This is a genomic window from Nocardia sp. PLKS1-43, assembly GCF_059510335.1.
Window position 1 is genome coordinate 482,268 of the sequence record NZ_JCAJZQ010000003.1, and the last position, 22,769, is coordinate 505,036.

General features: G+C 67.7%; 17 protein-coding genes. 8 read left to right on the forward strand and 9 right to left on the reverse strand.

The genetic code is table 11. The annotated features are described in order from the left end of the window. Positions 1-14: 14 nt before the first annotated feature. Positions 15-239 carry an RNA-binding S4 domain-containing protein gene (locus AC5WS7_RS14025; RefSeq protein ID WP_495954898.1) on the reverse strand — a complete coding sequence of 75 codons (225 nt, stop codon included), beginning with the start codon at positions 237-239 and terminating at the stop codon, positions 15-17. On the opposite strand from AC5WS7_RS14025, the gene lysX reads away from it, so the two are divergent. Continuing rightward, positions 238-3,747, forward strand: coding sequence for a bifunctional lysylphosphatidylglycerol synthetase/lysine--tRNA ligase LysX (lysX, locus tag AC5WS7_RS14030; protein ID WP_495954899.1), 3,510 nt, complete (start codon positions 238-240; stop codon positions 3,745-3,747). The two genes, AC5WS7_RS14025 and lysX, sit on opposite strands and share 2 nt — an antisense overlap. A gap of 66 nt (positions 3,748-3,813) precedes the next feature. Next, entirely contained in the window at positions 3,814-4,491 is a 678-nt protein-coding gene (locus AC5WS7_RS14035) for a histidine phosphatase family protein (RefSeq protein WP_495954900.1), read from the forward strand. Here AC5WS7_RS14035 and AC5WS7_RS14040 read toward each other — a convergent pair. Continuing rightward, a complete protein-coding gene (locus AC5WS7_RS14040) occupies positions 4,377-5,153 on the reverse strand; it encodes a hypothetical protein (protein WP_495954901.1) in 777 nt (258 codons plus the stop codon). The genes AC5WS7_RS14035 and AC5WS7_RS14040 overlap by 115 nt on opposite strands. A gap of 478 nt (positions 5,154-5,631) precedes the next feature. Between AC5WS7_RS14040 and AC5WS7_RS14045 the strand changes: the two genes are divergently transcribed. Then, positions 5,632-5,889, forward strand: a complete 258-nt coding sequence (locus AC5WS7_RS14045) for a hypothetical protein (protein WP_495954902.1) — start codon at positions 5,632-5,634, stop codon at positions 5,887-5,889. Between the two features lie 279 nt (positions 5,890-6,168). Further along, positions 6,169-6,441: a hypothetical protein gene (locus tag AC5WS7_RS14050; RefSeq protein ID WP_495954903.1), complete on the forward strand. Its 273-nt coding sequence runs from the start codon at positions 6,169-6,171 to the stop codon at positions 6,439-6,441. Positions 6,442-6,513: 72 nt separating this feature from the next. On the opposite strand, the gene AC5WS7_RS14055 is transcribed toward AC5WS7_RS14050, so the two are convergent. The 4 genes from AC5WS7_RS14055 to aroQ form a co-directional block, all read right to left on the reverse strand. Then, positions 6,514-7,425, reverse strand: a complete 912-nt coding sequence (locus AC5WS7_RS14055) for a cutinase family protein (RefSeq protein WP_495954904.1) — start codon at positions 7,423-7,425, stop codon at positions 6,514-6,516. Between the two features lie 317 nt (positions 7,426-7,742). Beyond that, positions 7,743-9,212, reverse strand: a complete 1,470-nt coding sequence (locus tag AC5WS7_RS14060) for a glutamate synthase subunit beta (RefSeq protein ID WP_495954905.1) — start codon at positions 9,210-9,212, stop codon at positions 7,743-7,745. Positions 9,213-9,301: 89 nt separating this feature from the next. Next, the gene (gltB, locus tag AC5WS7_RS14065; protein ID WP_495955178.1) at positions 9,302-13,954 is read right to left on the reverse strand and encodes a glutamate synthase large subunit; all 4,653 of its coding nucleotides are present in this window, start codon (positions 13,952-13,954) and stop codon (positions 9,302-9,304) included. 759 nt (positions 13,955-14,713) lie between these two features. After that, positions 14,714-15,328, reverse strand: a complete 615-nt coding sequence (gene aroQ, locus AC5WS7_RS14070; protein WP_495954906.1) for a gamma subclass chorismate mutase AroQ — start codon at positions 15,326-15,328, stop codon at positions 14,714-14,716. Between the two features lie 350 nt (positions 15,329-15,678). Between aroQ and AC5WS7_RS14075 the strand changes: the two genes are divergently transcribed. Further along, on the forward strand, positions 15,679-17,466 hold the full coding sequence (locus AC5WS7_RS14075; RefSeq protein WP_495954907.1) for a DUF4407 domain-containing protein: 1,788 nt from the start codon (positions 15,679-15,681) through the stop codon (positions 17,464-17,466). A gap of 12 nt (positions 17,467-17,478) precedes the next feature. Here AC5WS7_RS14075 and AC5WS7_RS14080 read toward each other — a convergent pair whose 3' ends face one another. Then, complete coding sequence (locus AC5WS7_RS14080) at positions 17,479-17,724, reverse strand: hypothetical protein (protein WP_495954908.1); 246 nt, start codon at positions 17,722-17,724, stop codon at positions 17,479-17,481. Positions 17,725-17,892: 168 nt separating this feature from the next. On the opposite strand from AC5WS7_RS14080, the gene AC5WS7_RS14085 reads away from it, so the two are divergent. Continuing rightward, positions 17,893-18,666 (forward strand): SDR family oxidoreductase, encoded by a 774-nt coding sequence (locus tag AC5WS7_RS14085; RefSeq protein ID WP_495954909.1) that lies wholly within the window; start codon positions 17,893-17,895, stop codon positions 18,664-18,666. Positions 18,667-18,707: 41 nt separating this feature from the next. Then, positions 18,708-19,457 (forward strand): SDR family oxidoreductase, encoded by a 750-nt coding sequence (locus AC5WS7_RS14090; protein ID WP_495954910.1) that lies wholly within the window; start codon positions 18,708-18,710, stop codon positions 19,455-19,457. Between the two features lie 192 nt (positions 19,458-19,649). On the opposite strand, the gene AC5WS7_RS14095 is transcribed toward AC5WS7_RS14090, so the two are convergent. Together AC5WS7_RS14095 and AC5WS7_RS14100 are read right to left on the reverse strand one after the other, a co-directional pair. Continuing rightward, complete coding sequence (locus AC5WS7_RS14095; RefSeq protein WP_495954911.1) at positions 19,650-20,606, reverse strand: LysR family transcriptional regulator; 957 nt, start codon at positions 20,604-20,606, stop codon at positions 19,650-19,652. Positions 20,607-20,759: 153 nt separating this feature from the next. Beyond that, on the reverse strand, positions 20,760-20,954 hold the full coding sequence (locus tag AC5WS7_RS14100) for a hypothetical protein (RefSeq protein ID WP_495954912.1): 195 nt from the start codon (positions 20,952-20,954) through the stop codon (positions 20,760-20,762). 863 nt (positions 20,955-21,817) lie between these two features. Here AC5WS7_RS14100 and AC5WS7_RS14105 point away from each other — a divergent pair. Next, positions 21,818-22,741 carry a hypothetical protein gene (locus tag AC5WS7_RS14105; RefSeq protein WP_495954913.1) on the forward strand — a complete coding sequence of 308 codons (924 nt, stop codon included), beginning with the start codon at positions 21,818-21,820 and terminating at the stop codon, positions 22,739-22,741. Positions 22,742-22,769 lie beyond the last annotated feature (28 nt).

Here is a 22,769-nt window from a genome sequence, read left to right on the forward strand (position 1 = left end):
CCCGCGGCGCGGCGTCAGCCCCCGTTGCCGACCCGGGCCCGATGTCCGGCGATGGTGACCACGTCCCCGGCGTGCAGCTGACGACCGCGCCGCAGTTCGACCTCGTCGTTAACGCGCACCAAACCGGCTGCGATCACGGTCTTGGCCTCCGAGCCGCTATCGATCAGGTTGGCCAGCTTCAAGAATTGCCCGAGTCGAATGACCTCGTCATCGATCGGCACATCGACTGGATCCGACATGGGTAACATCTTCACCTTTCGCGCCCGCGGCGGCACATCCACCCCCCGCGGCGACCTCGGCGCGCACACACCGGGCACGGACATGCACGCCGACGTTCCGCATTCGAGCGAGGTCAACATTCACACTGGTTCGGTGACATCGACATCCGGCGTAGCGCCTTCCGAGCGCCGGCGCTCCAAACCCGACCGCCGGCACAACGCCGAGCGCACCCCGCGGTCTCCGGAGGTACCGCATCGCGCGCACGGACGGCTCAGTGAGGTTCCGCATCTGACCGGACTCGTCCTGGGCACCTTCTCGGTGCTGTGCATGCTGTGGAGCATCTCCCCCGGCCTGCGGTTCATCACGCAGGTGCCGCGGCACTACATCGACGACTACTACTTCGACGCCCCCGAGACCTCGCTGGTGTGGGCGTTGATGATCGGTCTGCTCGCGGGCGCGACGGCCAGCCGCAAACGTATCGCGTGGTGGCTGCTGGTGGCCTATATGGCGTCCTTCGCGGCCGCGAACGCCATCGAATTCGGTGACGAACGCAATATCAGCGCGCTGATCGCGCTGATCGTCCACGTCCTGGTGATCGGCCTGCTGATCGCGGCCTGGCCGGAGTTCTACACCCAGGTCCGCCGCGCGGCGGTGTGGAAGGCGCTCGGCGTCCTGGCGGGCGGACTGGCCACCGGATTCCTGCTCGGCTGGGGTCTGGTGGAACTGCTGCCGGGAACGCTGCCGCGCGGTGTGGAACGCCCGGCCTGGGCGGTGTCCAAGGTGACCGCGGCGATTCTGGTCAACACGGACAGCTTCGACGGCCGCCCGCGACATTTCGTGGATCTGCTGCTCGGCTTCTTCGGATTCCTCGCCGTGATGGCGGCGGCGATGGTGCTGTTCAGCTCCCAGCGCGCGTCCAACGCCCTGACCGGACTGGACGAATCCGCGTTGCGCGGGCTGCTCGAGCGCTCGGACGTCGAGGACTCACTGGGCTATTTCGCCACCCGGCGCGACAAGGCCGTCGTCTTCGCGCCCAGCGGTAAGGCCGCGGTCACCTATCGCGTGGAACTGGGCGTCTGCCTGGCCTCGGGCGATCCGATCGGACCGAAGGAAGCCTGGCCGCAGGCCATCGACGCGTGGTTGCGCCTGGCCGACCAGTACGGCTGGGCTCCGGCGGTGATGGGTGCGAGCGAGTTGGGCGCGACGGCGTATCGCCGGGCCGGGCTGTCGGCGTTGCGGCTGGGCGACGAGGCGATTCTGGAGACCCGCACGTTCTCCCTGGCGGGCCCGGAGATGAAACAGGTGCGTCAGGCCGCCAACCGGCTGCGCAAACAGGGCATCACCGTGCGCATCCGGCGGCACAACGAAATCACCCCCGAGGAATTCTCCCGCGTCATCGCGAACGCCGACGCCTGGCGCGACACCGAGACCGAACGCGGATTCTCCATGGCGCTGGGCCGGCTGGGCGATCCGCTGGACGGCGACTGCCTGCTGGTGGAGGCCGTCGCCCCCGGCAACGGCGAAGCCGGAGCCACCGAACGCGTCCTGGGCATGCTCTCGCTGGTCCCGTGGGGCCGCACCGGCGTTTCGCTGGAGCTGATGCGGCGAGATCCCAAGGGCCCCAACGGCGTCATGGAATTGATGATCTCCCAGCTGGCGCTGAGTTCGGAGCAGTACGGCATCACCCGGGTCTCGCTGAACTTCGCGGTGTTCCGCGCGGTGTTCGAGGAGGGCGGGCGGATCGGCGCGGGTCCGGTGCTGCGGCTGTGGCGCGGTGTGCTGATGTTCTTCTCGCGCTGGTGGCAGCTCGAGGCGCTGTACCGGTCCAATGTGAAGTACCAGCCGCAGTGGGTGCCCCGGTTCTCCCTGTTCGAGGAGCGCCGTCAACTGCTCCGGGTGGCCGTGGCCAGCGCGCTGGCCGAGGGTTTCCTGCCGCGTTTCGGCAAGCAGCCGGATCCCATGCGGCACACCGGCATTCGCTCGGCCGTCCCGCCGACCATGACCGGCCTGCATGCCGACGGGAGCCCGCCGGAGCCGCCCCCCGAGGAACTCGAGCAGCGCGGTCCGCGTCGCCCCGAACAGGTGCGGGTGCGGATGGACAAGGTCGCCCGGCTCGAGGCGGCCGGGATCGATTCCTATCCGGTCGCCTACCCGCCCACCCATTCGGTCCTGGACGCCCGCCGCTCACCCAAGGGCACGACCGTGCGCGTGTGCGGGCGGCTGCTGCGCATCCGCGACTACGGCGGCGTGATCTTCGCGGTGCTGCGGGACTGGTCCGGCGATATCCAGCTGGTCATCGACCGCGGCCGGGTCGGCGTGGACCGGGCGCACGCGTTCGACGAATTCTTCGACCTGGGAGATCTGATCGAGGTCAGCGGGCAGATCGGCGCGAGTCGCCGCGGCGAATTGTCGCTGCTCGCGCAGGACTGGCGGATGATCGGCAAATGCCTGCACCCGCTGCCGGACAAATGGCGCGGTCTGGCCGATCCCGAGGCCCGGGTGCGCCAGCGCTACGTCGACATGGCGATCAACGTCGACACCCGCGACATGCTGGCCAAACGCAGTGCGGTGGTGCGTTCGCTGCGGGACACGCTCAACGGCTGGGGTTTCCTCGAGGTGGAAACGCCTGTGCTGCAACAGGTGCACGGCGGCGCGAACGCCACCCCGTTCCAGACCCACATCAACGCCTACGACCTGGACCTGTATTTGCGTATCGCACCCGAGCTGTATCTGAAGCGGTTGTGCGTGGGCGGTATGGAGAAGGTGTTCGAACTGGGCCGGGTGTTCCGCAACGAAGGTGTGGACTACAGCCACAATCCGGAGTTCACGATCCTGGAAGCCTATGAGGCGCACAGCGATTACATGCGGATGATGCACGCCTGCCGCCAGCTCATCCAGGACGCCGCCCTCGCCGCGAACGGAAAGATGGTCGCCATGCGCCCGCAGCCGGACGGTTCGCTGGCCGAGGTCGACATCTCCGGGGACTGGCCGGTCAAGACCGTGCACGACGCGATCTCGCAGGCCCTGGGCGAGCGGATCACCGCCGACACCGAGGTGGAACGGCTGCGCGCGCTGTGTGAGAAGGCTGGGGTGCCGTACCAGTGCGGCTGGGACGCGGGCCAGATCGTGCTGGAGATGTACGAGCACCTGGTCGAGGACCGCACCGAGGAGCCGACCTTCTACATCGACTTCCCCACCTCGGTCTCGCCGCTGACCCGCGCCCACCGCAGCATCGCGGGCGTCGCCGAACGCTGGGATCTGGTGGCCTGGGGCGTCGAACTGGGCACCGCCTACAGCGAACTGACCAATCCGATCGAACAGCGCAAGCGGCTCACCGAACAGTCGCTGCTGGCCGCGGGTGGCGATCCGGAGGCGATGGAACTGGACGAGGACTTCCTGCAGGCCCTCGAACACGCCATGCCGCCGACCGGCGGCCTGGGCGTCGGCGTGGACCGCGTGGTCATGCTGATCACCGGGCGCAGCATCCGCGAGACGTTGCCGTTCCCGCTGGTCAAGCCGCGCACCTGAGCCGCGTGCCGCCCTCGGGGCATGCCGGGATGACGGCGGTTCGCGGCCATACGGCACAGTAATGGCGTGCAGCTGGTACTCGTACGTCATGCCCAACCGGAACGTCTGGTCGCCGTCGACGGTCCCGCCGATCCGGATCTGACCGATATCGGGCTGGAGCAGGCCGCGCGCGTGCCCGACGCGCTGGCCCGGCTCGAGGGCGGCGGTCACCGCATCGCCCGCATCGTGTCGAGTCCGCAGCGCCGGGCCCGATCCACCGCCGCGGCGAGCGCCGCGAAATTCGGCCTGCCCGTGGATATTTTCGACGGGCTGGCCGAATACGACCGGGATCTGCCGGTCTACCTGCCGATCGAGGACGCCCGCAAGGCCGCCGAGGGCTCCGGGGAGGCAGCCGAATCCGATTCCGCGCAGGCGCGTTTCGCCGCGGTGTACCGGCGGATCAAGGCGGGACATCTACCCGAGCAGATCGATGGCGCCGCATTCTTCGCCCGGGTTTCCGCGGCGGTCGATGAGATCGTCGCGGCGGCCGAGCACGCCGATACCGTGGTGGCGTTCGCGCACGGCGGGGTGATCAATGTACTGACCCAACGGATCCTGAATCTGGAGCGTCCGCTGACCTTCCCGATCGACTACTGTTCGATCACGCGAATTCTGTACTCCCGCACGGGCAATCGCACGGTGGCCACGATCAACGAGAACGGGCACGTCTGGGATCTGCTGCCCCGGAATCTGCCCGGCCGCTGAATTCGCCCGCTACACCTCGTGCATGCGGATCGGGAATGCTCCACCGCCCATTCCCGCGACTCGCCCAGATCCAGCCACAGCCGCACGCGATGCTCGGGTTCGTCCAGTCCGGCCCAGATGATGGTGAACGTCCCGGCCAGCACCTCGCGATCGCGTCCGGGCGCCCGCACCGACATGGCGAACGGAATACCCAGCGCGACCCGGGTGACGGCGACCCGATCGTTCTCGATCGGCTTCCCGGCGACCTGGTGACCCGGCGCGTCCGCGACCCAGATCCATTCCACCTCGGTGCCTGCCACCTGCGCGGTCAGCGTATCGGTCAGGTACGCGCGAACGGTGGCCTCCGGATCGTCGCCGAGCACCAGCAACGGAACCTCGTTGTCCACGTACAGCTTGCGGAAGTCGTCCCGCGGCGGAGTGTGCGCGGCATTGCGGTGATATTCCCGGACCAGCCGGCCCTGCTCGTCCACCGGGAACAGGCCGCGGACCGCCCCGGGCGGCACGAATCCGTTGGGATCGTCGACCCAGGCCGGGTCGATATCGATCACCGACCCACCGGAATTCACGGCCGCGGCATCGATCAGGCCTTGCGGCGGCTCCCACTCGGGCGGAACTGATTGGACGACCCATTGGGGCGTCGATGATGACGCGGAATCGGTCATGGGTCCGGGGATCCCCTAACGGTGGACAGCTCGACAGCCGAGCGTAGTGCAGCCCCCGGCTGAGCGCAAAGCCGCCGACGCGAAATCCATTGGCACACAATCCAGCTCGAATCGCATTCCGGGCCCGAACGGCAACGCGGTGCGCGATGCGCCGCGCGCACGGCATCCGATCGGTCACCGGCATGCGGCCGCGCGCACCATCGACTATTCTTCGATCGCGCCAATTCCGCACGCGCGCACCGCTCGTCACATTTGCGCCACTGTCCCTCGGTACGCACGATATGTGATTTACGCACGTATCATGGCGACCGCACAGTCGGTGTGAATTCTCAGCCGATTATGAGGTTTATCGGACGCTCGTCTCGAGGATCGATCGTTCGATGAGACACCGTGACCCGCACGTGATCTGCGGTCATGTTCTCCAGAGAAAGGCAGTTCGTTGCTCTCCACGAGTAAGTCGACACGTACCCGGCGACTGGTGGCCCGCGTCGCCGTCGCCGGCGCCCTGGCCGCCGTTCCGCTCGCCGCAATGGCCGGTCCGGCCCTGGCCGACACCACATCTCCCTCGGCCATCCAGGTCGACCGTCACCACGACTGGGACCACGACGGGGATCACGGTCCCTGGAATCACGACTGGGACCACCACGATTGGGACCACCGGCTTCCGGGCTTCCCGGGTTGGGATCACGGTTGGAACCAAGGCCCGTGGGCACCGCCCTCCGGCTCGGCCGGCTGATACCCCCTCGGTGACCGCCGACGACACGGCCACCGGGTGAACGAGGGCCACTCCCCGTGCGGGAGTGGCCCTCGTCGTCCGTGCCGGATGCGAATCGGCCAGGGGCGTGGAACAATTCGACGCGTTCTCCGTTGCAGCGCGTTTCGGCAGCTCAGCGCCCGTCCTTCGCGGTCCCAGCCGATTGCCAGCTGGGACATAACACGCACCCAGCGACGGACGTTTCGATGGACTCCATAGCCACCGCGAAGGTGGCCGGAAATCTATCGAAAGGCAGTCTCCGTGAAGACAACCCGCACCCGCCGCATCGTGAGCCGTGTTGCCCTCGCCGGCGCCCTGGCCGTGGTTCCCGTGGCGGCCGTGGCCGTCCCCGCATTCGCAGCCGCACCGAACGCAATCGCCGTCGACTGGCACAACCAGGGCGGGCCAGGTGGAGACCACCGTGGCGGACCGGGTGGCGACGACCACCACAACGGCCCCGGCCCGCAGGGACCGCAGTTCCCGCAGGGTCCCCAGATCCCGCAGTTCCTTCCGCCGACCGGCTCCGCGGGCTGATCGTCCCCGGATACGGCGAGGGCCACTTCCGCTGCGGGAAGTGGCCCTCGTCGATCGAACTCGCCCGTGCCGCTAGGCCATTCCGGCGATCCAGTTGTGCATCCAGGACGTCGCGGTCTGGCCGCCGCCCACGGAATAGCTGCCGTACGAGGTGTGCGCACCCGAGCCGTAGAACTTCTCCAACTGCTGGACGCGCTTCTTGTTCGCGCCCTCGCTCAGCTGAGTCCCCAACGTGCCGATACCGCCGGAGGACATCAGATCGCCCACGATCGAACCGGCCTCGAGCTGGTAGCGCCACATGCTCGCGGGATTCGGATCCGAGGTCTCGGCCAGGAAGCCCGCGAACCGGGTGACGAAGTCGTCGGCCTTGGTGGAGCAGTACAGGTCCTGCGGATCGCAGATGGTCCGCACCCGATCGCTGACGAAACCGAAACCGCCCGGGCGGGGACCGCTCGCACCGGCGCCGCCTGCAGGCGGGCCGACCTGGACGTCGGTGGGCGAGCGACGCGGGTCGGAGATCAGGCCGACGCCAGTGATGCGGCCCGGGGGCACGACCCCGATACCGGTGCCGATCTCGGCGGCCACGTCACCGGCCGCGTCGGCGCCCTGGCTGTAGCCGACGATCGCGATCTTGGTCGCCGCGCATCGGGTCGCCATCGCCTTGATCATGCCGCGAGCGTTGTTGACCGCCTGGCCCTTCGACCTGCCGTAGACGTCGCCCTCCCACGGGAACGCGGTAGCGGCGTAACTGACGTAGTCGACCCGCGTGCCGCTGGGCATATTGCGAGTGACGCCGGCGAGCATGCCGGGGCCGCGCATGTGCTCGGCCTTGTCCGGACCGGTCTCCCAGGTACCGGGAATCGCCACGACGTATAGGTTCGGGCACGCGGGAGCCGCTGTAGCGGCACCACTTCCGAAGATCACACCCGACAACCCCGACAACGCAACCGCGGCCGCAGCCGCAGCAACCCGTTTCAACCGCATACCGCTCCAGTTTCAGCCTGCCCAGGATTGGGCATCCCAAGTTTTTCCAGACAATGGTGTGGTAGCCGGGTTGCAGTTCGGTTAACCGTGGGCGTACGAACTGTCGAACTCTCGCGAGTCCGGGATCGGATCGTTTGCCCGTCGACACCGCACCGTGATCAAGAATAGATGGATGGGCACGCCAGTGCCATCCGACGTCCCGTACTCGACCTGGTTTCGTTCCGGATCGGCGGGAAAAATCGGGCGAACAACGAAAAGCGCCCGCGAACAAGAATGTTCGCGGGCGCTCTGTCGGTCGAGCTGTACCGCCTATCCGATCAGCGCTGCGCGACGGTGGTCGGCACGATCGGCGTGGGCAATGCCGATTCACCCTCGAGGAAGATGTCCACCGCGGCGGCGGCCGAACGTCCCTCGGCGATGGCCCACACGATCAGCGACTGCCCCCGGCCCATATCGCCCGCGACGAACACCCCGGGAACCGTGGTCTGGAAATTCTTGTCCCGCTTGACGTTCCCGCGCTGGTCGTAGCCGACGCCCAGATCCTCGAGCAGACCGGGTTTCTGCGGACCGGTGAAACCCATTGCCAGCAGTACCAGATCGGCGTCGAGCGTGAAATCGGTGCCCTCGATCTTCTCGAAGCGACCGTTCACCATCTGCACCTCGTGCGCCTGCAGGCCGGTGACCTTGCCGTCCTCGCCGACGAACCGCTCGGTGTTGACCGAGTAGACGCGCTCGCCACCCTCCTCGTGCGCCGAGGAGACCCGGTACATCAGCGGGTAGGTCGGCCACGGGGTGGAGGAGGCACGCTCCTGCGGCGGACGCGGCATGATCTCGAACTGATGCACGCTCACCGCGCCCTGACGGTGCGAGGTGCCCAGGCAGTCCGCGCCGGTGTCGCCGCCGCCGATGATGACGACCTTCTTGTCTTTGGCATGGATCGGCGGCAGACCGTTCTCGTCGGTGATCGGGTCGCCGAGCTGCACCCGGTTGGACAGCGGCAGGAATTCCATCGCCTGGTGGATTCCGTCCAGATCCCGTCCGGGCACCGGCAGATCGCGCGCGATGGTGGCGCCACCGGCCAGCACCACCGCGTGGAACTGCTCGCGCAGTTGTTCGGCGGTGATGTCCACGCCCACGTTCACGCCGGGCCGGAAGATGGTGCCCTCGGCCTCCATCTGCGCCAGGCGACGATCGATGAAGCGCTTCTCCATCTTGAATTCCGGAATGCCGTAACGCATCAGACCGCCGATCCGGTCGTCGCGCTCGAACACCGTCACGGTGTGACCGGCCCGGGTGAGCTGCTGGGCAGCGGCCAGTCCGGCCGGGCCCGAACCCACCACGGCGACCTTCTTACCGGTCAACCGGGTCGGGTAGACCGGGGTCACCCAGCCCTCGTCGAAAGCGTTCTCGATGAGTTCGACCTCGACCTGCTTGATGGTCACCGCATCCTGGTTGATGCCCAGCACGCAGGACGCCTCGCACGGCGCCGGGCACAGCCGCCCGGTGAACTCCGGGAAGTTGTTGGTCGCGTGCAGACGGTCGATACCCTCGCGCCACTGGCCCTTGTAGACCAGATCGTTCCACTCGGGAATCAGGTTGCCGAGCGGACAACCGTTGTGGCAGAACGGAATGCCACAATCCATACAACGGCTGGCCTGGGTCCGCAGGGTTTCGTGCGAGAAACCCTCCTCGTAGACCTCTTTCCAGTCCATCAGCCGCAGCGGCACCGGCCGCCGCTCGGGAAGCTCCCGTTTGGTGTGCTTCAAAAAGCCTTGGGCGTCACCCATTCTCGACTCCACACGTCAGCGCCGGCCCGGCGCACCCTTCAATTCCGGTGCGTCGCACCAAAGTTCCAGCCACGGGCGGCCTGCACGTCCTAGCCACGGGCGGCCTCCATGATGGCGGCGTCCACGTCGCGTCCTGCCTTCTCAGCCTCGGAGATAGCGAGCAGGACCTTCTTGTAGTCGCGCGGCATAACCTTGACGAAGTGCGTCACCTGCTGCGACCAGTCACCCAGAATGGCATCGGCCACGGCCGAGCCGGTCTGGTCGCGGTGCCGGGCGACGATGTCGTGCAGCCAGGTGAAATCGTCACCGGACAGCGGTTCGACGGCATCGGCCTGCTCGGGCGAGATGTTCTTCTCGAACGTCCCGTGCGGGTTGTACAGGTAGGCCACGCCGCCGGACATACCCGCGCCGAAGTTGCGCCCGGTCTCACCGAGGATGACGACCTTACCGCCGGTCATGTACTCGCAGCCGTGATCGCCCACGCCCTCCACGACCGCGGTCGCACCGGAGTTGCGCACCGCGAACCGCTCGCCGACCACGCCGCGGATGAACGCCTCACCGCTGGTCGCGCCGAACAGGATGACGTTGCCCGCGATGATGTTCTGCTCCGCGACGAATTCGCCCGGAGCGTTCAACGGCGGGCGCACGACCAGGTGACCACCCGAAAGTCCCTTGCCGACATAGTCGTTCGCGTCACCGAACACCCGCAGGGTGATACCCGCCGGGACGAACGCGCCGAAACTGTTGCCCGCCGAACCGGTGAACGTGATGTCGATGGTGTCGTCGGGCAGGCCCGCGCCGCCGTACAGCTTGGTCACCTCGTGGCCGAGCATGGTGCCGACGGTCCGGTTGACGTTCGTGATCCGGGTCTCGAACTTGACCGGCTTGCCGCGCTCGAGCGCATCGGCCGATTCGGCGATGAGCTGGTTGTCCAGCGCCCGGTCCAGACCGTGGTCCTGGCCCTTGGTGTTGCGCCGGTCCTGGTACATGAACGCGGTCTCGACGTCGTCGAGGATCGGCGACAGGTCGAGCTTGGCGGCCTTCCAGTGCTCCTTGGCCTTGGTGGTGTCGAGCAGGTCGACCCGGCCGATGGCCTCGTCGAGGGTGCGGAAGCCCAGCGAGGCCAGGTATTCGCGCACCTCCTCGGCGATGTAGAGCATGAAGTTCTCGACGAATTCCGGCTTGCCGGTGAACCGTTCGCGCAACACCGGATTCTGCGTAGCGACACCCACGGGGCAGGTGTCCAGGTGGCAGACCCGCATCATGATGCAGCCCGAGACCACCAGCGGTGCGGTGGCGAAACCGAATTCCTCGGCGCCCAGCAGTGCGGCGATCATGACGTCGCGGCCGGTCTTCATCTGACCGTCCACCTGCACCACGATCCGGTCGCGCAGTCCGTTGAGCAGCAGGGTCTGCTGCGTCTCGGCCAGGCCGAGCTCCCAGGGGCCGCCGGCGTGCTTGAGCGAGGTCAGCGGCGAGGCGCCGGTGCCGCCGTCGTGGCCGGAGATCAGCACCACATCGGCATGCGCCTTCGACACACCCGCGGCGACCGTGCCGACGCCCGGCTCGGCGACAAGTTTCACGTGAATCCGAGCCTGCGGGTTCGCGTTCTTCAGGTCGTGGATCAGCTGCGCGAGATCCTCGATCGAGTAGATGTCGTGATGCGGCGGCGGCGAGATCAGCCCGACGCCCGGCGTCGAATGCCGCACCTCGGCGACCCATGGGTAGACCTTGTGCGCGGGCAGCTGACCGCCCTCGCCCGGCTTGGCGCCCTGGGCCATCTTGATCTGGATGTCGGTGCAGTTGCTCAGGTAGTGCGCGGTGACGCCGAAACGTCCCGAGGCCACCTGCTTGATCGCACTGCGCCGCCAGTCGCCGTTCTCCTCCGGCTCGAAGCGAGCGGGCGATTCGCCGCCCTCACCCGAGTTGGAGCGCCCGCCCAGGCGGTTCATCGCGATGGCGAGCGTCTCGTGCGCCTCGGCGGAGATCGAGCCGTAGCTCATCGCGCCGGTGGAGAACCGCTTGACGATCTCCGAGGCCGGTTCGACGAGGTCGATCGGGATCGGATTGCGCTCGTCGCCACGGAATTTGAACAGACCGCGCAGCGAGGCCAGCCGCTCGGACTGATCGTCGACCAGCTTGGTGTATTCCTTGAAGATCTTGTACTGACCGCTGCGGGTAGCGTGCTGCAGCTTGAACACCGTGTCCGGGTTGAACAGGTGGTATTCACCCTCGCGCCGCCACTGGTACTCACCGCTCACCTCGAGTTCGCGGTGCGCGCGCTCGTTGTGGTTCTCCAGGAAGGCGATCCGGTGCCGCGCGGCCACCTCGTCGGCGATCTCGTCCAGGCCGATGCCGTCCAGCGGGGACTTCAGACCCGTGAAGTACCTGTCGCACAGTTCCTGCGACAGGCCGACGACCTGGAACAGCTGCGCGCCCCGGTACGAGGCGATCGTGGAGATGCCCATCTTGGACATCACCTTCAGCACGCCCTTGCCGGCGGCCTTGTTGTAGTTGCGCACGGCCGCGTCGTAGTCGTCGCAGACCACGCCGCCGCTGCCCGGCATCTTCAACGCGCCGCGCTCGATCATGTCCTCGATCGACTCGAACACCATGTACGGGTTGATCGCGGCCGCGCCGAAGCCGACCAGCAGAGCCATGTGGTGCACCTCGCGGGCGTCACCGGCCTCCACGACCAGGCCGACCTTGGTGCGGGTGCGCTCGCGCACCAGATGGTGGTGCACCGAGGCGGTGAGCAGCAGCGATGGGATCGGCGCGAGCTTCTCGTTGGACTCGCGGTCGGACAGCACGATGATCCGCGCACCGCCCGCGATGGCCGAGGAAACCTGCTCGTTGATCGCCTGCAGCGATTTGCGCAGACCCTTGCCGCCCTTGCGCACCGGGTACAGACCGTGCACGACCACCGACCGCAGCTGCGGACGGGAGCCGTCGTCGTTGATGTGCACGAGCTTGGCCAGCTCGTCGTTGTCCAGGATCGGCTGGGTCAGCGTGATCTGCCGGCAGGACTCCGGACCGGGATGCAGCAGATCGAACTCGGGTCCGATCATGCTGCGCAGACTGGTCACGACCTCCTCGCGGATCGCGTCCAGCGGCGGGTTGGTGACCTGCGCGAACAGCTGCGAGAAGTAGTCGAACAGCAGCCGGGGCCGCGCCGAGAGAACCGCGATCGGGGTGTCGGTGCCCATCGAGCCGAGCGCCTCGCCGCCGGTGGTCGCCATCGGCGAGATCAGGAGGTTGAGATCCTCGGTGCTGTACCCGAAGATCTGCTGCCGGATCTTGACCCGGTCGTGCACCATGTGCTCGTGCGGGCGCTCGGGCAGGTCCGACAGCTTGATCGGGCCGTCGTCGAGCCACTCCTGGTACGGGTGCTCGGTGGCCAGCTGGGTCTTGATCTCGTCGTCGCCGATGATCCGGCCCTGCGAGGTGTCCACCAGGAACATCCGGCCGGGCTGCAGGCGAGCCTTCTTGACCACCTTGGACGGCTCGATGTCGAGCACGCCGACCTCCGAGGCCATCACGACCAGGCCGTCGTCGGTCACCCAGATCCGGGAGGGCCGCAGGCCGTTGCGGTCCAGCACCGCGCCGACCACGGTGCCGTCGGTGAAGCACACCGACGCCGGGCCGTCCCACGCCTCCATCAGGAAGGAGTGGTAGCGGTAGAACGCGCGGCGCGCGGGATCCATCGCCTCCTGGCGTTCCCACGCCTCGGGAATCATCATCAGCACCGCGTGCGGCAGGCTGCGCCCACCCAGATGCAGCAGTTCGAGCACCTCGTCGAAGCGCGCGGTGTCCGACGCGCCGGGAGTGCAGACCGGGAAGATCTTGTCCAGCCGATTGCGGCCCTGCTCGTCGACGCCGAAGACTTCGGACTCGATCAGCGCCTCGCGGGCGCGCATCCAGTTCTCGTTACCGGTGACGGTGTTGATCTCACCGTTGTGCGCGACCCGGCGGTACGGGTGTGCCAACGGCCAGGACGGGAAGGTGTTGGTGGAGAAGCGCGAGTGCACGATGCCCAGCGCCGATTCCACCCGATCGTCCTGCAGGTCCAGGTAGAACGCCCGCAGCTGCGGGGTGGTGAACATGCCCTTGTAGACGAAGGTCTGCGCGGACAGGCTGGGGAAGTAGACGGTTTCACGCCCGACCGAGCCCTCGCCCGCGCCGGACTGGCCGAGTTCGTGCTCGATCCGCTTGCGCACGACGTAGGCGCGACGGTCCAGGTCCAGACCCGAGAGCTGCTCGGCGGAATCCTTGGGCGAGGCGATGAACAGCTGCCGGAACGTCGGCATCGCGTCGCGGGCCAGCGCGCCGAGCGAGGTCTCGTCGATCGGCACCTCACGCCAGCCCAGAACCGCGAGGCCCTCCTCGCGCACGATGCGCTCCACGCCGTAGCAGGCGCGGGCGGCCTCGCGGCGGGCCTGCGGCAGGAAGGCGATACCGGTGGCGTAGGAGCCTTCCGGCGGAAGCTCGAAGGTGGCGCCGCTCTCCGCCAGCACGGCCCGGAAGAACTTGTCCGGGAGCTGGATCAGAATGCCCGCGCCGTCACCACTGTTGGGTTCTGCGCCCGCGGCACCGCGGTGCTCCAGGTTCAGCAACGCCGTAATAGCCTTGTCGACGATGTCGCGGCTGCGGCGGCCGTACATGTCGACGACGAACGCGACACCGCAGGCGTCGTGTTCGTTCGCCGGGTCGTAGAGACCGGTGGGCCCCGGATTGCGATGCAATCGATCGGACCCCGGTGACCTGTGGCCAGGTAGTTGCGTCATGCCTCTGCCTTCAAAATCAGGCCTTCGAAGAAATATGGCCTTCGTCGAACGCCTCCGTCTAGACTGCGCCCCGGAGGGTTCGTCAGACCAGCGACGCTGATGGTCGTCTCGTGCAGTCAACTCTCCAGTTGTCCACCCGCTCCGGTTCGTAGTCGGGTGCTCGGCGGTTGCGGAGCCCTTCCGTGTTCCACACACCGTGCCCGCGCCGCCCCTTCGGTCCGGCTGTGCGAACACGAGGGTCTCCGCGACCCCCGGCTCGTGACCGATTCGGGCGATTCAGCCGGGCATTTCGTGCCCAGCGTAAGAGCAAACGATAAGTCAGGACCTGCGCCCAACCAACTCAGGTTCCCTAAGAACAGCGTCTACCTGGGCGTCTCCATCGGTCCTCCACTAACTACGCGCTCACCAGTGTAAAGCAGAGTTTGGTGATCGCTCAGTCGCGTATGCCACTGTTGCCCGTTGCGACCGGTTCGTGCCCGCGCATCCTGCACGTAGGCCGCTAGATGCCCTCTAACCTGCATCGATAGAGAATTCCCAAGCCCGCGTCCGGACAAACCGACTGTTATGCGGCTAACTTCCCGGACACACGGCGGAGACCGCGCGGACACGGAGACTACGAGCCATTGCAATGTTCAGACCGTACGGTCTCATTACCAATCTCACAGTTTGGCACATGTTCAGCAAACCGGTCGTGTTGGGTATGTCACAGTGCCGCGGTCATCCGCATACCGCGGCGGCCGCGCGTACCAACGCCATCCGATGCAGGGTGTCGGTCCGGCTACCGGTGAATACGCCGAACACCCCGGTCGACAACCGTTCCGCGCAGGTCGGGCCGCGTAGTTCGGCCCGCCGTTGGGCGAGCTGACGCAGGATCTCCCCGTTCACCCGATCGATGATCGGCCGGACCGCGGTCAGATCCGGCGAGGTCCGCGGCGCCGAAGCGGGATCCAGCCGCCAGCGCGCGAGCAGTCCGCGCTGCACCATCTTGTTGGCCTCGATCTGGCCGGCGAAGACCTGCCGGACCCAGCTCTCCGGCAGTCCGAGCGCGGCTCCGGCCCGGCTCATCGAGTCGTAGACCACCTGTTCGCGGGCCGGATCGTCGATCACCGGATTCCGGTCGGCCGCACCCACCCATTTGGCCGCGATCACGGCATCGGCCGTATTCAGACGCTCGAGCAGCAGATCGATCAGCGGATCGGAGCTCACCGGGGCGTCGGCCGGGGCCTGCGCGTGGGCGGCCGGCACCGTCGGATCGATCGTCATGGGTACCACCTCAACCGACATCACCCCGATCGCGACCGCGACCGCGGCCATCAACACGGACGTACGCACTGGAGACACTCCTGACGGTTGTTGTGCGGAGATGCGAACGCGGGCCACCCCGTCGCGCCGGTGCGCGGACGAACGCCACTCCACCACGGTAACGACCGGATATCGGATTCCGGATACGAATTTTCGTTTCCTCACCGAAGATTCGTGTTCCGTCGCGCAACACTGTGAGGCTGACCACAACCTGCGGACGGGACTCGGCGCGAGTGCTGCCGGCCTGTCACGCTGGAGCCGATTCGTGCGGTCGAATCCGCCCCGCCCGACCGTCTCGCCGCCGTTCACCTGCGGCGACCACGAATGCCGGCGACTTCGCCGGCCGCGAAACCGCCTGGGATGCAGAGGATGTGAAATCCATGACCAGCCCCCACATCTCGGAACCGATGGATCAGGACCCGGCCCGATCCGGCACGGACGCGTCCCGCGCCGAATCCACCGCCGCCGCCCGGGGTGACGCGGGCGCGCCGGGCGTGGGTACGGACCTCGTTCACGCACTACGAGTTCGGACCACCGACCGGCTGACCTGGCTCGGCGGCGCGGGTACGCGGATCGCCGAGGACCACGAACGGTCGGGGTACGCCGTGACGGGTGCGCTGGTGCTGCTGTTCACGGCGCTGTCGGGCGCGGTCGTCGCGCTGGCGACGGCGGCAGCGGAGTGGGCCGTGATCGTGGTGATCATCGCGGCGGCGCTTTCGATGCTCCTGATCGGAAGCATCTCTCGCGCGGCGGCGACCGCACCGCTGCCCGGACGCGACGGTTCGCGAGTTCGCCTCGGCGGCGAGCTGATCGGTCGCGCCGCGGTGGCCGTCCTGGCGGGTGTGGTCGTCGCCGAACTGGCGAGCACCGTCCTGCTGGGCGGGACGATCGATCACCGCCTGGACGAGAACGCCAGGCACGACGCGGAATCCGCGACCTCTGTCGTCACCGCCCGTAATGCTCTGGATCAGGCGAAAGCCGACCGCGACGCCCTGGCCCGGACGATCACCGGCGCGCAGTCCGATATCCAGCGGGCCCTGATCGTCGCCCGCTGCGAGTACAACCCGACCCCGGAATGTCCGCAGAACGAGATCACCGGGGTCCCCGGCCAGGGCCCCGAGACCCGCGCCGACAACAGCATGCTCGATGACGCGCGCGCCCGTCTGGCCGCCGCACAGTCCCAGGCGCAGCCCAGCCAGGATCGCGTGACCCAGCGGCAGCAGGCGCTGGATCAGGCCCGCGCGGCCGCCCTGCGGACCGGCGATCGCGGACTCGGCGCACGCTGGATCGCGTTGAACGGCTACACCTTCGCAGATGCCGGTGCGTTTGTGCTGCGTCTGGCGACACTCGTGATCACCGTCGCGCTGGCCCTGCTGCCGCTGCTGTCCCGCTGGTGGCGCGGGGAGACGGCCTTCGATCGCCGCGTTTCGGCCCGGGCCGTCGCCGATCGCGCCGCGCGCGATGCCGAGGCCGCCATCGCCGTCAAACGCGCCGAGGTCCGTACCGAGGCCGAAACACTGCGCGCCGAGCAGGAATTGGCGAGCGCGCGCCTGGCCGTGCACGCCGACACCGTCATCGATCGGGAAAACCAGCGTCGCCGCGTCATCGCCTCGATCGGTGCGGTGGAAATCGGCGTCACCGAGCCGCAGCGCCGCGCGGTCGCGGAATTCGAAGCACTGGCGGAACTTCCGGCCACCCCGACGCCGAACTCCCAGGAGAACACCATGTCCGAGCCCTCGAACCTGCCCGCCCCGCTGCCCCGGGACGCGGTGGCCCCCGCTCCGAAATCCGGCGGCCTGGAACTCCCCATCGTCGGCACCGTCCCCTTCACCGACACCGCCGCCCGTTGGATCCGCCCCCTGGTCCCCTCTTTCGTCACCGACGCCATAGATACCGCCACCCATCCGCTGCGCACGGTCCGCCAGGTCTTCGAGGAAACCGAGGAGATAACCTTCACCCTCCGCCGCACCCGGAAGGTCACCGTCGACTCCTCCGATTCCAATCCCCAGCTCCCCGCCACGGTCGTCGACCCCGCCGGCCGAACCGCCTCTGCGCCAACCACTTACGACCTGGCCCCGGCCGACCGCCGCACAACCGTGACCGGGACTGCGACTCCCGCCGAACTCGATTCCCGCGATCCTCGCCGGCTCCCTCCCGGCTCTCGCTGAACCGCGTCATAATCATTTATCTTCCGCCACAACCACTTCCGTCGCTTCGCACGGATCTCCACAGCCAGCAGAGGTAATCCCGATCGGCCGGCGAGCCCGCCGCCCTCGAAAGATCGCCAGCGTCGGCGCGTAGGCGACGAACATCCGGATACCGAACTTCTCATCGTCGATATCCGGGAAACCCGCGCACCCGGTTCCGACCTGTCCAACCGATTCGATTGCGGGAGTACGGCCGTGATCCCGATCGTGGGCGGGCATAGGCATCTCCTCTGGCTCCTACTGATATTTGGTCTTTGCCTCGGGTTCTCTCCGGGACTTACCGTGAAACCGTTCGACGAGGTGCCCGCGATAATCCGAAGTTTCGGAAGGGGCGCATATTCATTTTTCCGTCGGGCGGACGACTGTGCGATCGAGAGGATCCGTGGCATGACCACAATGGAGAATAATTCGGCGACAAAGGAACTCGCCGGAAAACGCGCTCTGGTGACCGGCGGTTCTCGCGGAATAGGCGCGGCGGTGGTGCGGAAATTGCTCGAGGCGGGCGCCGAGGTGCTCACGACGGCTCGGTCGGCGACCGATACGCTTCCGGACAAGGCGAATTTCGTCGCGGCCGATGTGCGGACTCGGGCGGGCGCGGAGACACTCGCCGCAGCCGCGCGAGAAATACTCGGCGGAGTGGACATCGTGGTGCACAACGCGGGTGGCGCGCGGCCACATTCGGGTAGTTCGAGCATTCCGGACGAGGAGTGGCAGGACGCCCTGGCGTTGAACCTGCTGTCGGCCGTCCGGTTGGACGCGCTGCTCACACCGCAGATGCGGGATCGGAAATCGGGCGCGATCGTGCACATCTCCTCGGCGGCGGTCCCCACCGCCGTGGCGCCGTTCCTGCACTACACCGCCGCGAAGGCGGCCCTGGAGAATTACAGCAGAGGACTGGCGGCGGAATTGGCTCCCTTCGGAATTCGAGTCAATACCGTCTCGCCCGGCCGGACCGCGACTCCCGGCGGGGAGCAGACCCGGGAGGAATGGGCGCGCATGGCCGCCACCACACCGGGCCAGGGCGATACGCCCGCCGTACCGCTGGGCCGCGACGGCCGCCCCGACGATATCGCAGAGGCGGTGCTGTTTCTCCTGTCCGATCGCGCGAGCTGGCTGACCGGAAGCGGCCTCGTCGTGGACGGCGGCGAATTCCCCCGGTGACGAATCCGCCGCATCGGTGAATTCGAGAGATAGGAAGGGAAATGGGTATGGGCAGATACAGCGGTAAAAACGTGGTGATCACCGGCGGCGGCAGCGGTATGGGTTTCGCGATGGCGAAACTGCTGGTGGAAGAGGGAGCGCGGGTAATGATCACCGGGCGCTCCCGGACCACGCTCGATACCGCACGTGCACGGCTCGGCGATAATGCGGTCACCGTACCGGGCGATGTCGCCACGATATCCGATCTGGATACGCTGGCCGACCGGGCGAAGCACGAATTCGGGATGCTGCACGGCCTATTCGTCAATGCCGGCGTCGCCCGCAGCACATCCCTCGAGGAGACCACCGAGCGCGAATACGACGAACTCTTCTCGATCAACGTCAAAGGCGCGTTCTTCACGGTGCAGAAGCTCGCCCCCCTGCTCGGTGCGGGCGCGGGCATCGTCCTGACCACCTCGAACGCGAATGTCATGGGCCTGCCGGCGACCAGCGTCTACGCGGCGGGTAAGGCGGCCTTGCGGTCGATGGCCCGGACCCTGGCCGCCGATCTGCTCCCGCGCGGCATCCGTGTCAACGCGATCAGCCCCGGCCCCGTCGATACGGGCATTCTGGAGAACGGCATGAGCGAAGCTGCCGCCGCGCAGTTCAAGGCGCAGGTGGTCGCGAGCAATCCCATGCGACGTTTCGGCACACCCGATGAAATCGCCCGGGCCGCAACGTTCCTCGCCTTCGACGCCACATACACCACGGGTACGGAACTCGTCGTGGACGGAGGCGCCACCCAACTCTGAACCGGCTGCCCGGGAAGAGATCCAAGCTGTCCCCGCGCCGCACCCGACGAGCGATGTCCAGCAGCAGCGGCGACACCGGTGATCATCATCCCGCCGTATCCGCGCCCGACCAGGATCGCGTCGTCGATCCGCTCGAATTCGAGCACCGAGCTACAGGACCAGCCGCCGTGCACCGAGGACGAAAGTTATTCCTCATCCGACATGGACAGGGCTGTTCCTATCTCCGGGTTCGAGGACAGTGCCGAGGGAGGAGTCCGGCGCACGGTCGGGAACGGTTCGGCACCAATCCTGGCCGAGCAGCAGTTCCAGCAATGCCTGTTCCGCCGGGCCGGGATCACGCCGGACCGCCGCGACGACGGGCTGGGACACCACCGGGGACACCGACCGCGCGAGATGGCAATATCCTTGCGGCACAGCCGAAGCCGGGACCAGCGTGACACCCATTCCGTGCGCTGCCCAACGCACCGCCGTCGCCGCCTGCGACACCCGGGCGATCGTCGTCGGGGCCAGTTCGTTGTCTCGCAACGCCTCACGCAGCACACCGTCCAACGCGCTGTCGCGGTCGAACCGCACCCACGGCTCGCCCGCCAGCTCCCGCAGGTCGACCCGGTCCGCCGCGAGCAGCCGATGCCCCTCACCCAGTACCACGACGAATTCCTCGTCGCCGAGGTGATGGGCCTGTGCGGAGCCCTCTTCACAGGGCGCGGCCACCAGCACCAGATCCAGTACACCCCGTCGTCCGAGCCGTTCCAGTTCGGCCGGATTCGGCTCCTCGAAGACGGTCACCTCCAGTCGCGGAAACCGGCTGCGCAACGCACCGAGTGCCCGTGGCAGCTGCTGGGTGCCCAATCCCATCTGCACCGCGACCAGCAGCTCTCCCTCGAGTTCGTCGGCGGCGGCCCGCGCCGTCGCCCGCGCCCGCCGCGACGCGCTCACCGCGACCTGTGCCTCGCGCAGAAAAGCCCGCCCGACCACGGTCGGCACCAGCCCCGTCGGCGTCCGCGCGAACAACTGCACACCCAGCTCCCGCTCCAACCCCCGAATCTGCTGGGACATGGACGGCTGCGCGACATGCAACAACTCCGCCGCCGCCGTCACCGATCCCGCCTCCGCGACAGCCAGGGCGTATTCGTATTGACGAAGCATCATCCCCTCGGCACCTTCCCACGCTGGATCGCAATACCAACAAGACATACGCCACGCGCCCCCGCCGCATTCCTCGCCGAGATCGAGCAGCACGCGAGCCCCGGTTCGGTCGCCCGAATCGCCGGGCACGCTCGCGATTCGGAACCGGCTGCGCGATCAGGCCGTACCGCTGCGCTCAGCCGCCGCGGACGGGCCGGCCAATGACGTGACCTGTGTGTCGAGCAATGTCAGGAGCTTCTGCAGTGCCTCGCGGTCACCCTCGGGCTGGATGCGACCGCGCGCGACCGCGTCCATGACACTGAGGCGCCCGCCCGCGATCGCACCCACGGTGGCGGCGTCCGTGCACAGCACGGGGCGATACCTCCGGCACCGGCGCCCTCGGCCTGCTCGCGGCTGGTCGCATCGTCCTCGGCGGCGCGGCTCTGGCCTTCCCCCGGCGGCTCGCCGAACTCGCCGGCATCGCCCCCGGCCCCGAACTCACTTATATGACAAGGATTTTCGGCACCCGGGCGGTCGCGCTCGGATTGGGATGCGTGACCGCCTCCCCGGCAGAACGCCGCCGGCTTCTCCGCCGCGACATACCGCTGCGAGCTGCCCTGAGCATGACCGCTCTCACCGGCGCATACGCGACTATCGACGCCATCGCGACCACCACGCGGCAATGACTCCGCGGCTGCCCGCTGGGCCGAACGAGCCCGAGCCGGCCGCCCTGCACGGGATAACGGAGATCGTTTCCCGCTGATCCGCCTTCGCTCTGAGGTGGCAGGACGAAGCCGCCGGGCGGGTCCGGGCGCGCGCCTTTCCCGGACGCGGTGACGTCATCGATGAGGACGAGGCGACCGGCGCGGCCGCGATCCAGCCGACCGCGGCCCTGGGACGTTCGTTGACCATCACCCAGGGCCGCGGCTCGCAGATCACGACCGATCCGCGCCCGGACGGCTGGATCGAGGTGGGCGGGCGGGTTTCGCAGCACGTCAGGCGATGACGGCCGCCGCGCCCACGACGAGCCCACGTCGGCGGGGCACCGGCTCGACCGGCCGGTTGTCGACCGATCGCGCAGCGACTCCCCGGAGCAATATCCGGACCCGGCCAACGGGTGCGGCGAACTTGGGTAGCAGGTGCGGTTGCGGGCTGGAAGAGGTGCGGATTCAGGTACGGGGTGCGGGTATGACGGAAAGGTTTTCAGCGGGCGAATGGCGGATAGACTCGGGCGCGTGTTTCCCGCAGCTACCGCCGATCACGCCGGTCCGTCCACGAGCCGGACCGGTTCGAGCGCGGTCTCGGCGGCGCCGGTTTCGGGGCTCGATGGGCCCGAATCGATTCCGGTGCGGCCGCTGTCGTTTCGGGAATCGGTGGATCTGCCGTTCGCGGTGATTCAGGCCGATATTCGCAAGCTGATCGTCTTCGTCGTCGCCGGGTTGGTGCTGGCCGAGGATCTGGTCGTCGCGACAACCTCCGGATTCTCCATCCTCACCGACGGGTCCGATACCGGAACCGCCTGGTCGGCAATCCTTTCCACGGCCGTCACCGCCTGGCTGCTGCGGTTGTTCCTGCGCGGGGTCACGGTGCCGATCGGCGTGGCGCGAATTCAGGGCGGCGCGTCGACCTGGCGCGCGGCGCTGCGGCGGTTCGGCGGCAAGTTCGGCCCGCTGGTCCTCGATCGGCTGCTGTACACGGTGATCGGCGTACTGCTTCCGGCCTTGGGCGTGGTCCTGGTGGTCGTCGGTCTGTTCGGAGCCGTACCGCTGGTTGGCTGGCTGCGGGCCCGGCGGATGTGTGTGGCCCCGGTGCTGTTCGCCGAGTCCGCATCGTATGGTGGTGCCGTGGGGAGGGCGAAGATCCTTGCCGCCGGCGCGGAATGGCGGTTGACCGGCCTGTGGCTGTCGTTGCGGGCGGTGCTGCTGGTGGTGGCCGTACCGCTGCTCGGACTTCCGCTGTTCGTCTCCGATTTCTCCGGCACCCACCGCTGGGCGGTGATCGTGCTGTCCACCGCGAGTGTCCTGCTGATCGCGGCATTCGCCGAGGTGGTCGATTCGGCGACGAGCGTGGTCACCTATCTCGATCGCCGCTGCCGCCGCGAGGCGTGGGATGTGCGCATTCCCGTTCCGGCACAATGGAATCCGGAGTCGGCTCGGTGAGCAGCGGCGATTTGCCTCCGGTTCCGCC

Excerpts from the sequence above, each read along its gene's own strand:
- AC5WS7_RS14055 (WP_495954904.1), bottom strand. The coding sequence starts at position 7,425 with ATGCGGTTGAAACGGGTTGCTGCGGCTGCGGCCGCGGTTGCGTTGTCG.
- AC5WS7_RS14075 (WP_495954907.1), top strand. The coding sequence starts at position 15,679 with ATGACCAGCCCCCACATCTCGGAACCGATGGATCAGGACCCGGCCCGA.
- AC5WS7_RS14060 (WP_495954905.1), bottom strand. The coding sequence starts at position 9,212 with ATGGGTGACGCCCAAGGCTTTTTGAAGCACACCAAACGGGAGCTTCCC.
- lysX (WP_495954899.1), top strand. The coding sequence starts at position 238 with ATGGGTAACATCTTCACCTTTCGCGCCCGCGGCGGCACATCCACCCCC.
- AC5WS7_RS14025 (WP_495954898.1), bottom strand. The coding sequence starts at position 239 with ATGTCGGATCCAGTCGATGTGCCGATCGATGACGAGGTCATTCGACTC.
- AC5WS7_RS14040 (WP_495954901.1), bottom strand. The coding sequence starts at position 5,153 with ATGACCGATTCCGCGTCATCATCGACGCCCCAATGGGTCGTCCAATCA.
- AC5WS7_RS14095 (WP_495954911.1), bottom strand. The coding sequence starts at position 20,606 with ATGATGCTTCGTCAATACGAATACGCCCTGGCTGTCGCGGAGGCGGGA.
- AC5WS7_RS14080 (WP_495954908.1), bottom strand. The coding sequence starts at position 17,724 with ATGCCCGCCCACGATCGGGATCACGGCCGTACTCCCGCAATCGAATCG.
- AC5WS7_RS14085 (WP_495954909.1), top strand. The coding sequence starts at position 17,893 with ATGACCACAATGGAGAATAATTCGGCGACAAAGGAACTCGCCGGAAAA.
- AC5WS7_RS14090 (WP_495954910.1), top strand. The coding sequence starts at position 18,708 with ATGGGTATGGGCAGATACAGCGGTAAAAACGTGGTGATCACCGGCGGC.